The 12,739-nt window shown below is 42.0% G+C and carries 9 protein-coding genes; 1 reads left to right on the top strand and 8 read right to left on the bottom strand.

Annotated features, from left to right (window positions below; translation table 11 throughout):
- Positions 1-34: 34 nt before the first annotated feature.
- From IM797_RS08615 to IM797_RS08580, 8 genes are all read right to left on the bottom strand, one after another.
- On the bottom strand, positions 35-811 hold the full coding sequence (locus IM797_RS08615) for a hypothetical protein (RefSeq protein WP_194126715.1): 777 nt from the start codon (positions 809-811) through the stop codon (positions 35-37).
- Between the two features lie 45 nt (positions 812-856).
- Positions 857-1,429 (bottom strand): sigma-70 family RNA polymerase sigma factor, encoded by a 573-nt coding sequence (locus tag IM797_RS08610; RefSeq protein WP_194126714.1) that lies wholly within the window; start codon positions 1,427-1,429, stop codon positions 857-859.
- 169 nt (positions 1,430-1,598) lie between these two features.
- On the bottom strand, positions 1,599-2,417 hold the full coding sequence (map, locus tag IM797_RS08605) for a type I methionyl aminopeptidase (protein WP_194126713.1): 819 nt from the start codon (positions 2,415-2,417) through the stop codon (positions 1,599-1,601).
- 29 nt (positions 2,418-2,446) lie between these two features.
- The gene (locus tag IM797_RS08600) at positions 2,447-4,972 is read right to left on the bottom strand and encodes a family 20 glycosylhydrolase (RefSeq protein WP_194126712.1); all 2,526 of its coding nucleotides are present in this window, start codon (positions 4,970-4,972) and stop codon (positions 2,447-2,449) included.
- A 17-nt stretch (positions 4,973-4,989) separates the two neighbouring features.
- The gene (locus tag IM797_RS08595) at positions 4,990-6,603 is read right to left on the bottom strand and encodes a SusD/RagB family nutrient-binding outer membrane lipoprotein (protein ID WP_194126711.1); all 1,614 of its coding nucleotides are present in this window, start codon (positions 6,601-6,603) and stop codon (positions 4,990-4,992) included.
- A gap of 28 nt (positions 6,604-6,631) precedes the next feature.
- The gene (locus IM797_RS08590; RefSeq protein WP_194126710.1) at positions 6,632-9,979 is read right to left on the bottom strand and encodes a SusC/RagA family TonB-linked outer membrane protein; all 3,348 of its coding nucleotides are present in this window, start codon (positions 9,977-9,979) and stop codon (positions 6,632-6,634) included.
- Between the two features lie 140 nt (positions 9,980-10,119).
- On the bottom strand, positions 10,120-11,094 hold the full coding sequence (locus IM797_RS08585; RefSeq protein WP_194126709.1) for a FecR family protein: 975 nt from the start codon (positions 11,092-11,094) through the stop codon (positions 10,120-10,122).
- Between the two features lie 145 nt (positions 11,095-11,239).
- Complete coding sequence (locus IM797_RS08580; protein ID WP_194126708.1) at positions 11,240-11,827, bottom strand: RNA polymerase sigma factor; 588 nt, start codon at positions 11,825-11,827, stop codon at positions 11,240-11,242.
- Between the two features lie 112 nt (positions 11,828-11,939).
- On the opposite strand from IM797_RS08580, the gene IM797_RS08575 reads away from it, so the two are divergent.
- Positions 11,940-12,722 (top strand): hypothetical protein, encoded by a 783-nt coding sequence (locus IM797_RS08575; protein ID WP_194126707.1) that lies wholly within the window; start codon positions 11,940-11,942, stop codon positions 12,720-12,722.
- Positions 12,723-12,739 lie beyond the last annotated feature (17 nt).

Raw genomic sequence — 12,739 nt, 5'->3', positions numbered from 1 at the left:
AATCAGTTGGTTTAAAACAGGTAAGTGGAAGTTGTTAGTTAAAGCAGATCATGACTTTATTGTCTTTGACAGCATATGAAAACACCATCTTTTCAGACATATCATTGAGTAAATCAGGAAGAGTAATCCCCTCGAATCGAGCGGTATAAGTTTTCGACGTACCAACTCCATTACAAGCTTCCAGTACCACGCCATATTCTTCCCTGAGTAAGGTCGCTAACCTTTGAAAGGTAATGTCATGAACATTGAGATTTAACAATACCACTTTATTAGAATCGATATTGTCCAATAGCTTACCTATTGCCACTCTGTTGATCATGAAATTTTGAAGTTTGGTCGATTTGACGAAAAGAGGTTTTTTCTCCCGATTTACAGTATCTGCCTGAGCTAAAACTGGATTTGGTTTGTTTCTGATGGTTTTTCTTTCATGATGAACTGTAATTTTAGTGTGAATACTTGCATGAAAAGTGTCCATGGAGATTTTGGCCTTCTGATCAACCTGCTCGATTTGCGGAAGCGCGTTGGCAACCTGAAGTTGCGCTGTCTTTGGTGCTTGCGTACCATACTGATAGACACCAAAAACTACAGCCAATACTGCTGCTGCCGAAGCCCACCACTTAAATGCGCCAGACCTTCCGGTTGCTATCACATGACCATCAAGATGTTGATCAACATGATCATCCCATTCGGTTTCCAAAAAATGCTCAAACTCGGTACGATTTCCCGGATCCAATAACCATTCCTCAACAGCCTTTGACTCCGTTGCAGAACATTGTTTCCCGAAATACCTAGTTAATAGCTTTTTGTCCACTTTTCAATTTTATTATACACTATACAGTTGAAACCATGCTTACACCTAAGGTAAAATAAAAAAAAACAATGTAGTTGTCCAAAACCCAAAGTTTTTCAATAGTTTTTTAACTACAGCAGATGAATTATTAATGTGGTTCTCTACTGTACTCTTGGAAATACCAAGCTCCTGCGCGATTTCTTTATTAGAATAACCTTGAATTCTACTCATCTTAAATACTCTGGCACGTTTTTCAGGCAAAGTCTCTAAAATTTCGTCTAATATACTTGTAAGGTCAGATAACGGTGTTTCAAAAACCTGCTGGTTATGCACTCCTGAAAGATCATTGTGCTTTTTAGCGATTATATTTCGTTGTATTCTATTATAAAGATCGTTTTTAGCGATGGTGATGATGTAATTTTTTAAAGGGACATTGGCATCCAGCTTTCCCTTGTTTTCCCAAACTTTAAGAAATGTTTGTTGCAGCGTATCATTGCAGTCTTCCGGATCGATATTAAACTTTGAAATGAAAGATAACAGTACAGGAGAATAGGCGTTAAAAAGTTTCACAAATGCGTCCTCATCCCCGTTGTTCAACCTGGTTATTAACTGCTTTTCGTTGATTAGACCCTTAGACATTCTCCTTCATTAAACTATTAAATACAATGTACCCGTTAATTAATGCCCGTTTAATTACCCCCCATTAATTAGTCCACTAAATTAGTAGATTAAATTGAGATGTTCACAATAAATGACAATTTAACGTTTAATTATGAATAATAAAAAATTTGGTCTTTTTCACAAGGGCTTACCTGGCCTGAGCCAATCCGTAATACGAAACATTGAGTTCCTGATTCGCCTGCTCTGCTTTTTCAATTGGTGCATAATCCGACAAGATGAGTGCCGTTCCTTTTTTTACACAAACATCATGTTCAAAATGAACCGAGGGCATGCCATCCTGTGTTTTTACTGTCCAGCCATCTTCCAATGTATAAATGTGTCTTGTGCCTAAATTGATCATCGGCTCAATCGCCAAAACCATATTTTCCTTCAACAACATCCCAGTTCCTTTACGCCCGTAATTTGGTACCTGCGGGTCCTCATGCATATCCCGGCCCAAGCCGTGACCAACCAGCTCTTTAACCACACCGTAACCTTCTTTTTCATTAAAAACCTGAATGGCGCTTGCAATATCCCCAATACGTTTACCTACTACAGCCTGCTTGATCCCCTCGTATAAAGACTGTTTGGTAACCGCAACCAATTTGAGCACTTTCGGGTCCACTTCTCCAATCACAAAGGTATAGGCATGATCGCCATGAAAACCATTTTTATAAGCACCTACATCCACAGAAATGATATCCCCATCACGTAAGGGCACATCATTCGGGAAACCATGTACCACAGCATCGTTCACTGAGGTGGTAATGTTGTACGGATAACCATGAAAATTTAAAAAGGAAGGAACAGCCTGATGATCTGCAATAAATTCGCCAGCAAGTTTGTCCAGATGCAGGGTTGTCATGCCCGGCTTGATCACCTTAGCCAACTCAGCAATAGTCGTACTTACCAGCAATGCGCTGATCTTCATCAATTCAATCTCTTCCTCTGTTTTATAAATAATCATGGTACAAAGGTAACAAGAGCTGGAAGAAATTAAAAGGGATTCTTTACTACAGCAATTCTTCCGGATCTGCCAGTAGCATTAAAAGCAGCAAGTTTGACTGTCCCTCTGACTTTAACAGGCCCGGTATACAATTTACTTTGCTTTGATGGTGCAGATCCATCTGTAGTATATCTGATACTGAATCCCGGAATTTGAAGATTAGCCAGGACACTTCCATTTTTAACAATGGCACCTGGGGTCGGAATCCGGTAATTGAAACCACCTGCATAATAACTCAAGCGGGGCAATTCTCTTTTTCCGATAACATTTAGAAATTCAGACCATGCTTTCTGATATGCTGTATCAAATTTAGCCGGATCATTTTCAATTGCCCATTGCGGATCCTTAGACCAGGCACGTTCAGCCAACCCAAGCAGTTTAGGTAAAATCAGGTATTCCATCAGTTCGGGTCCTTTAGCCGTCTCACTCCATAGCGCAGCCTGCAAACCAATAATATTTTGCTTCCCTTCTGCTGTCAGCCGCTGCTTGCTCGCCAGAAAATCAGCAGAAAGCAAATTCCCCATCCTATCCGTTTTCGTATTTTTAAAATAATCGTAAGGGATAAAACCAAAAACCTTATCCAGATCTACATAACCTCCCCAGTAATATCCCGGCTCGTCAAAATCTTTCTGATAAGCCATATCAAAATATAGGTTCGTAACGCAGGATAAAATCACTTTATATCCCTTATTTGCCAGTGTATAAGCCAAATCTTCAGCTCCCCAGCCCATCATGTTATTCCAGACATCAAGATGCAGGTCTTTGCCTAACATATCCTCATTAAATACAGTTTCCTTCCTGCCATCTTTCAAAACCTTACGAGTCCCAACCTCTTCCCAGGCCGTCATATATAGGCCATGCGACTTTAAAATATCATTTACCCGACTGTAATAATATACCCAAAGATCATCCGGAGTTTGTATTTCAGGATGTTTCGACATCAACAGCTTTACTGCCGGAGACTTTTCCCAAACACCAGCAGGTACTTCGTCGCCACCATAATGAATGGTTTTAAGCGGAACACCGGCTTCATCATACATCGCCTTAATCTCAGTAGTCAGGGTTTCAATAAAATTGTAAACCGAAGGAAGGGCTACATTCATCACATTGTCATTCCAATATTGAACGGAGCGATAAACGGAACTGTCGCCCGGTTCATGTAACAGATATTTTGGATCATTTCTGGACGCCATAGCCTTGATCGCAGCACGCGCATGACCTGGACTCTCAATTTCAGGAATAACCTGTATGTGCCGGTCTGCTGCATATTTTAAAATTTCGATATAATCTGCACGGGTATAATAACCACTTCCATAAGGATTGTCGGTATAGGGCCCTGAACCTAATGTTGGCTGAAGGTTATGCTCCTCACTCAGGTTATGTCCTCTTTTTCCAGAAACCCGGGTCAGTTCAGGCAACGCCGGAATCTCCAATCGCCAACCTTCATCGTCATTGAGGTGAAAGTGAAAAGTATTCAATTTATACAGGGCCATCAGGTCAAGTAATTTTAGTACCTGTTTTTTAGTTTGGAAATTTCTGGCCACATCCAGCATAAAGGCACGATAACCAAAACGGGGCTGATCAAAAACTTCAACACCTTGAACCCGCACTACGCGTTGTTTTTGCGCATACGCATCAGGAGAAATGAGGCTTTTTAACGATTGTATACCATAGAAAATACCGGTAGGCGTAGCTGCAGCAATACGGATCGATTCATTGCTCACCTGCAACTCATAAGCATTTTCCGGAAGATCTTTCAAAACCAATTGAATCTGACCCGCATGGAGGTTGTCACTTTGTGCTTTAACCAGGATGGCTGATAAGAACTGTTTTAACAAGCCGGCCTCGCGACCAAAAGAAGGATCTGCTAAAATTTTAACCTGGGCACTCAATGCAAAACTTTGCGCATTTTCCTGGTAACGCACTGGCGTAGGAAATATTTTCACTACAGGTTGTTGTGCGCTGATACCTGCATTTTGTGCATAGGTAATTTCCGGTGTTTGAAAAGGAATTTTATCAGCGGCATTACGCATGACTTGCTTCGTTTTGGTAGAAGGAATGGCAACTACAGCTGGCAAAACCTGATACTGATCCGGCGCAACGTCCCAGACCAGGTAAAATCCCGAAGGTGCGTCGGTTTTATTAACAACCCAGTCGCCCGATACAAATGTTGTTCGCAATGATTCCCCTACTTTTAATCCCTTAAAATCAGGCATCGGTTCCAAATAGAAAAAATCACCATTTACAGAAGTAATTTTTAAACCTCCCGAAGCGAGTTGTTTTTTGATGGGTCTGGCAAAATTAAAGTACAGTTTCCAACCCTGCGCAGGGAGCGTAAATGTATTGTGGCTTGAGATCGTCAATACAGACTTCGTTTGTGCGGATCCCAGGTAATTATTTTCAAGAATTTCCCACTGGATGCGAAGATCATTTATCGCTTTTTTTGCTTGTGCTGGTGAGCACAAAGGGCTCACCAGCAATATCGCAAATAAGGAGGCATATAGCGTTTTTATCATACTGTATTAAATAAGGATTATTGTTTATCCCACCAAACTCTGGAGGTCAACAAATCACCACCGGGTACAGAATTGTGTGCTTTATTGTAATTTTCGGTATTTGATCCCGCCTCAACCAGTGGATAAGGAAAGCGTCTTGGAATCGTTCCACCAGTAGAGTTTCCTGGATAAACGACAGGAGTTAAAACCGGAAAACCGGTCCTTCTCCAGTTTGCCCAGGCCTCATAAAAATCAAGCATGGTACTGGTCAAAATCCAATACTGTGTATTGATCTGTTCCAGACCTTTTGAAATGTCATAAGGGTTGGCAGTTAAATAATTCTCCGCAGCCTGCGTTGACACACCAGCAATTGGATCATATTGACTTAAATAAGTCATGGCTGCAACAACGCCATCGTGATAATGGGCTGCTGCACTTCCAGCAATGCCAAAACGTTGCGCGGCATCTGCCAATAGCAGTTCAGACTCGGCGTAAGTCAATATAAAAGTAGGGCCGGTTCTTTTGATCAAAGCCGGACTTGGGGAAGAGTAATCCACAAAAGCAGTAAAGCTAGGATCTAAGGTAATGCTTAAACCAGGAGTTACGCTTAAGTCCTTGCCATTTGGCATCCCTTTCTGTACCGCTGCATTGTAAACCAGGTTAGGATTCTGATCCTTAGTCTTATCGTCAAGATACAATTTCGTTACCGCAACAACGCTCAAACGTGGATCATTGCTCCCCTTTAACTTATCAATAAATGTTTTAGACCAGCGTGTATAAAAGTTTTCCTGGCCCCCATCGCCAAGCAAAATCTGGCTATTTCTGTTTAAAGTAGTCCTGCCCCCACCTTCGCTGCCCAATACAAAGGCATTATCACTGTTACTGGTCATGGTATTACCAATGGCTTTTTGAACATAAGTCTGCGCAGTGGTCGGATCGATTTTGCTCAGGCGCATGGCAATGCGCAGCAGCAATGTATTTCCAAAACGTTTCCATTTGGCAATGTCACCGCCATAAAACAGGTCGCCCGTCACTTTATCACCGGCAGGATCTAATTTACCTACCGCATCGCTTACCTCTTTCAATAAATCATTATAAATGTCCTGTTGCTTGTCATACACCGGAAAAAAAGCCTTATTGTAAAAGCCCTGTCCAGCCTGGAAATACGGCACATCACCATAAAGATCTGTAATGCGCTGGAAAATGAGTGCTTTGGTAATCCTGGCCACCTGCTGAACGTTGTTGTACTGTGGCTTGCTCCTGGTAGACTCGACCACGTCAACAATCGGACGGACCTGCTCCGGGTAAGCACCATCTCCTGCGGTTGGCGTGCTCCCAGAAAACCCCCAGTAAGCAGCCGTATAACTGGCATTTAACACATATTTATCTCCTGCATTCCAATAACCGATCACAGAAGAAAAGGCCTGCATCATGGTTGAGCAGTGAATTAAATTGGCCCGCCAGGTATCATAACTAAAATCCATACTTCCCGTATATCCCAATTGAGCGCTTGAAAGCACAAAGTTCGGATCAAAATTGGATGGATTGTAAGTGGAAGGATCAGTATTGATTTCTTCGAAGTTCTTTCTGCAACCCATGCTAATCAATAGGCAAACAGATAATATGAGGATGTATTTTGAAGTCTTTTTCATCTTAATGAGCTTAATCGTGTACACTGAATTAGAATTTAACACTTAGGTTCAAACCGAAGGTTCTGCTTGGTGGAACACCACCCAATTCCAGCCCCTTGGTTAGCGGACTATAGTCAGATTCAGGATCGATATTATCCGTTTTCTTACTGATGTAAAATAAGTTGCGACCGACAAAACTTAAGGTTGCGCCCTGGATCACATTATTGAACATTTTGCCAGGGAAAGTATAACCCAGCATCACCTGACGGAACTTGATGAAATCGGCATTTTGTACAAATACACTCGATACATTATTAGCCACTGCAGTATAATAGGTTGCTGCATTGGCACCTAAAGCATCCCGGTTCTCCAGCGTAGCCTTGTGCAAACCAAGGATATACCCGTAATAATCAGTAGCAGAAAAGATCTTGCCACCGAATTTCCCGTCAATCAGGAATGAAAAATTGAAGTTTTTATATTTAAATTCATTGTTCCAGCCGGCAACATATTTAGCATAAGCAGAACCGTAAGGTTTCAAATCACCCTGAAGTGGAGCACCAGTCGCATCTTTCAGAATATTGCCCTGATCGTCACGTTTATAATCTAAAGCCATTACCTGCGAGGCCGGCAAACCAACCACCATTTGAGTAAAGCCATTACCTGTTCTGGATGTGGCACCCGGTAAAGATTTCTGACCTTCGGCCAAAGCAACTACCGTATTGTTATTGATCGACCCATTCAGCGAGGTTGTCCATTGGAAGTTATCTGTTTTAACAGGCAGCCCCGAAATCAAGGCTTCTAAGCCCCTGTTTCTCAATTGCCCGATATTCAAAATCGCACCCACATACCCCGAAGTTACCGAAGTAGGGGCCTGAACAATCTCATCTTTGGAATTTTTATTATACCAGGTCAGGTCCAGACTCAGGCGATCCTTAAAAAAGCGCAGTTCCGTACCAATTTCAAATTCGGAGGCAATAGAAGAAACCAGGGCATCATTTGGAATGGCCTGGTTGGCAATTAAGCCAAGTGGCCTGCCGTTTAATGTCGCATTGTTAAAATTATAGGCCAGTTGTGTCTGGTAAGGGATCGTAGCCTGTCCAACCTGTGCAAAACCGGCCCTCAGTTTTCCAAAGCTCAGCCAGTCTTTACTCATCAGTTCAGAGAACACAAATGATCCGTTTATTGAAGGATATAGTGCATTCAAAGCATTGTCTTTACCTGGTGTTGCCAGTGTAGAAAACCAGTCGTTGCGGATAGATCCATTTAAAAACAGAAAGCTTTTATAACTTAAATCCAAGGTACCATAAATGGATAACACCTCACTGTTTGAAGGCAGATAAGTTGGTGTAGCCTGAGCAGTAGCATTCGTAATCACATATACATAGGGCACGGCAAATGTAGTTCCATTTAAAATGGTTTGTTCCGATTGTGTTTTGCGGAAACTACCTCCAATATTGGGCGTAATGGTTAGGTCATTCACTTTAAATGATTTCCCCAGGAGTACATCCGTATTTAAATCTGAGAATTTAGTGGTTGATTCAGACATCGATCCCAATGGACGATAGGCTGTTCCTGTTGGCACCACTGAAGTATAACGGTCCGTATAACCATCTCTTCCCGCGCGCCCCTGGATAAAGGCGCCGTTGTCAAAATTATAACGTAAACTGATTGATGATAAGAAACGTTCCCTTTTTGTATTGTTGATGAAATTATTTGCTGCAAACCATGGATTCGTCGCAAAGGTATTTCCAGAATATCCGTACTCAGAGCCATCGTCATTAACCCCCTTTTTCAAAGTCAGCACATCCACACTGGTCGGCAGAAGGGTCACGTTGTAACTGGAGTTACCAGCACCATCACTTACAAAAGGCCTGTTTTTTGCCTGCTCTAAAATGTAATTTGCCCTGGCATCAATGGTCAGGTGTGTATTGATGTTGTAATTCCCGTTCAGGTTAAACGATTGTCTGTTTAAACCTGATCCTGGCGTAATTGCCCTATTGGTCAGGTCACTGGCGGAGAAACGAATGGATCCACCATCAAAACTTTTATTTAAAGCCAGGGTATTGGTTGCCGTACCACCTGTTCTGAAAAAGTTATCGATGTTATTGCTTTGCGCAGTATATGGTCTTGCAACGCCATCAAATTGAATGACAGACGATCCATCTAATCTGGCACCCCAGCTCGACTGTCCGCTTGAGAATGCAGCCAGTTGATTAGCTGGTTTGATGCCATTTGCACCCTGACCATATACATATTGCCAATCCGTTGGATCAAACACTTTTTCCATGACATAATTGGAATTGAATTCGATGCTATTTCCTTTACCACTTTTTGTCGTGATTAAAATTACCCCTGCTTTTCCGCGATAACCGTATAAAGCCGATGCTGCTGCACCCTTTAATACAGAAATGGTTTCGATATCGTCCGGGTTGATATTGCCAATGGCATCACCCAGATCAGGGGCATTGTCATATTGATTTCCCTTTAAGCTGTTGGGCTGGCTTTCCATCGGAATACCATTGATGACATACAAAGGCTGGTTGGTTTGCGAAATACTGGATACCCCACGGATAATGACATTGCTGGATGCGCCAACGCCGCCAGCTACCGAACTTACGTTTAATCCGGCAACTTTACCAACCAATGAATTCATCACATTGTTATCCCTGGCCTGGGTCAGGCTCTCCCCTTTAACCTCAGTTACAGAATAACCCAGGGCCTTACGTTCCTTTTTTACGCCCAGGGCAGTCACCACCACCTCGCTAAGCAATTTTGAATCTTCGTCCAAAAGCACGCTCAGCGCTGCTGGAGAAGATATGGTAACTTCTTTCTTGTTGAATCCGAGATAACTAAATTCCAGCACATCACCCAGGTTTGCTTCAATCACAAATTGACCATTGGTATTGGTTGATGTTGCATTTTTGGTTCCTTTAACCAATACGCTCACACCAGAAATCGGTTGCCCAGTAGCGTCCCTTACATTGCCGCTGATTTTTATCGGCTTACCCAGTTCCGCGGTACCCAGGCTTAATGCTGGCATGACCTCCGCATTTTGAGCCACACCAATATAGTTTCCTACCAATTTAAATTGCAAACCAGTATAGCCTTTCAATTGGTTTAACAACGCTGGGAGCTGCTGCTTTTTGATATTTAAAGTGAGTGCAGGCAGTGCATTTAAAATCTGCTCATCGTACACAAAAGTGACGTTTGCCTGCTGCTCAATCTTTTTAAAAACTTGCTTCAGGCTTGCTTTAACTACCTTAAAATTCATTTCCTGGCCCTTGGTAGCCTTAGCTACCAGCAATGTGCTGAAGCACATTTGTATGCCGACAATAATTGTAGAAATGCGCATGCATTTTCGGAATATAGGCAAGACTTTGCCATAAAAATTTATCATATTTGTTCTGGGTTTAATTTGGTTTAAACTTGTAGCCTGCTGTTTATGGGTCTCAAGCATGTATGCAGAGGCTAGACATTTCCGGGGACACCTGGTGTTCCCGGTTCTTTCAATCGCTTAGCTGCTAAGCAAAATCTTCTTTATCGTGTTACGCTAATACTGTCATTGGCCATTTGATATTTAAAATGTTTGGTATAACCTAAAATCTGCATCACGGTATCCAAATGCTGATTACTTAACGTAATAGACACCGGCTCGCTGAGCAAAAACTTGTCTTCAACTGTTATTTTAGTATTGTATTTTTGCTCCAGAACTTTGAAAACGTTACCCAAAGTCTCCTGCTCAAAAACCAATTTACTTTTGCACCATACATTTACTGCAATTTCCCGGGTTGGAACTTTGATGAGTTTTTGATCAATATTTTGTAAAACAACCTCTTGTTTAGGCAATAACATCACGGCAGCTGTTTTCTTATCATCTTTTAGGGTGATACCAACCTTTCCAGTCACCACACTCACCTTCGTCATGCCTTCTTTTTGATAAGCCTGCACATCGAACGAAGTGCCCAGTACAGTGACATTCAGCTTCTCTGTTTTGACAACAAAGGGATGTTTATCGCGATGCTTGATCTCAAAATAAGCACGACCTTCTACCAACTCTACACTACGTGTTCCTGAAGCAAACTTTTTTGGGTACCTAAATACAGACCCCGCATTGAGCCAGACTTTCGAACTATCGGGCAACACAATCAAAAAGATTCTCTTTTCGGGCACACATACCATTTTTGGTTCAGCGGCTTGCTTATTGGCAAAAAACTGCCAGGTAAAAAAGACCGTACCAAGTACTGCTGCTGCTGAAATCCACCTCAGCAGGAGTCTTTTTGTTTGATGGCCCTTAACACCTCCGATATTTTCATCGTCCCGCATTTGCAATTGCAGCGCGCCTAAAATCCGCCTGCCTGTTTCTTCTTCGGTTTGCGGCGACGCTGTATTTACATATTCATCGGCTCCATCGTACGAGGTATCATACCATTGATTTAGTATTTCTTTTTCTTCCTCTGTGCAGTTACCCTGCAAATACTTTTGAGCCAGAAGCTGTAGTTCCTGTTTGTTCATGGTTAATTAACCTGGTTTAAATATATAGAGTATAAAAGCGCTGAAACACCCTTGATTTATTTTCAAATATTTTATCAAAGGCGCGCTACATGCTTTTATCCAGGAATAAACTTTCGGAAATCAGCATATAATTGGCCTGAACGGCTCAGGATCTGAACATCAGGAAAAGAAAAACCAGGTATCCGAATTTGGTCACCTCTTTAACACTGGCTTTGATGATTTTCATCGATTTTGTCAAATGTGCTTCAATGGTTTTTTTAGGAATATCGAGTTCCGCAGAGATGTCCTGCATCGAGCGGTCCTGTATCTTATTGTATTGAAAGATCAATCTCGTTTTCTCCGGCAGCTTTTCAGCAATAGAATTGATCATTTCAAGTAGAATCTTATTATCCAGGTCAATTTCTGTAGCAGCAACGAGGCTGAGGATCTGATCGGAATCTTCCTCCCTTACAAATTTCCTTTCCCTGGCCAGGTGACTAAAAACAGCATAACGTGTCATGGAAGACAGGTATTGGTTCAGGCACTGAATATTTAACACAGTGCGTTTCTTCCAGATTACCAGAAAAACTTCCTGAACGATTTCTTCCGCAGCGCAGGTATCTTTCAGTAACCGGTGGGCAACATAATACAATTTCTTCCAATAACGATTGTAGATTTCAGTAAAAGCAAGCTCATCCCCGTTTTTCAACAGGCAAAGTAAATCTTCGTCGTTTTTTGATTGAAAGCTGTGCAAGTTGGTTAGAATTAGAAAAACGAATTTAATATAAAAACTAAGAATTACCCCATGCTCCAACTAAATATATTAAATTGCCAAACAAATCCATGTCCCTTTTAGTTGTGTTTTTATGTCTACTATTGCTCCTGCAGGATACGTATTCTTCCTGGTCATCGCCCTCTCTTTCACCACCGCCTATTTCTGGCTTGCAGCGAAGAAAAAGGCCCGTGTTTTATTTGTTTTTTTAGCAGGATCAGCCCTAACCTTTGCCTTGTTGATGCCAGCCATGATCAGTTTACAGCTATTTGAAGCAGGCAATCAAATCATACGCATCGCCATAGTAGCCTGTTGGCTGTTTTTAATCGCTATTGTCATTGCCATTCAACGATCAAAAAAAGTGAACCTGGGCTGGTCAATTCTCATCAATCTTTTTTTAATGATTGGTGGATTGATGCTCGTAGGTTTAATGGCCGGCATGGGCTATTTTGTATACCTGCGCTTGTTTACCCATGAACGTGATGATGCCCCCATGTGGTCAGTATTCCTCTGCATATTCTTTCTCGGTGTGCTCATCCTGGCTATCGCTGGTCAGCTCTTAAACAGCGGAAAAAGAAACAAAGAAGGTAAAACAGAATTTAACAAACTGAAAGAAGCACTATTGATGCCTGAAATTGTTTTGTGGCTGGACTTATCCGGACAAAACTTAACCTCAGTACCTGCAGACGTGCTTAAATTCAGCAATCTGACCAACCTTGACCTGAGCAACAATCAAATCAACCAGCTGCCGAATGACCTGGCAAGATTGACACATCTGGCGACCATCAAATTGTCCGGAAATCCAATATCCGACCAGGAACGTAGCATCATCCGAAAAATGTTCCCGCCCGAAACACAAATTATTTTCAGGTCTTAACTCATCGTCCCTCAAAA

The organism is Pedobacter sp. MC2016-24 (genome assembly GCF_015223055.1).
Taxonomy (GTDB): Bacteria; Bacteroidota; Bacteroidia; order Sphingobacteriales; family Sphingobacteriaceae; genus Pedobacter.
The sequence above is the reverse complement of the archived record's forward strand: the minus strand, read 5'-3'. Positions and strand labels throughout refer to the sequence as shown.

Excerpts from the sequence above, each read along its gene's own strand:
- IM797_RS08610 (WP_194126714.1), bottom strand. The coding sequence starts at position 1,429 with ATGTCTAAGGGTCTAATCAACGAAAAGCAGTTAATAACCAGGTTGAAC.
- map (WP_194126713.1), bottom strand. The coding sequence starts at position 2,417 with ATGATTATTTATAAAACAGAGGAAGAGATTGAATTGATGAAGATCAGC.
- IM797_RS08600 (WP_194126712.1), bottom strand. The coding sequence starts at position 4,972 with ATGATAAAAACGCTATATGCCTCCTTATTTGCGATATTGCTGGTGAGC.
- IM797_RS08595 (WP_194126711.1), bottom strand. The coding sequence starts at position 6,603 with ATGAAAAAGACTTCAAAATACATCCTCATATTATCTGTTTGCCTATTG.
- IM797_RS08590 (WP_194126710.1), bottom strand. The coding sequence starts at position 9,979 with ATGATAAATTTTTATGGCAAAGTCTTGCCTATATTCCGAAAATGCATG.
- IM797_RS08585 (WP_194126709.1), bottom strand. The coding sequence starts at position 11,094 with ATGAACAAACAGGAACTACAGCTTCTGGCTCAAAAGTATTTGCAGGGT.
- IM797_RS08575 (WP_194126707.1), top strand. The coding sequence starts at position 11,940 with ATGTCTACTATTGCTCCTGCAGGATACGTATTCTTCCTGGTCATCGCC.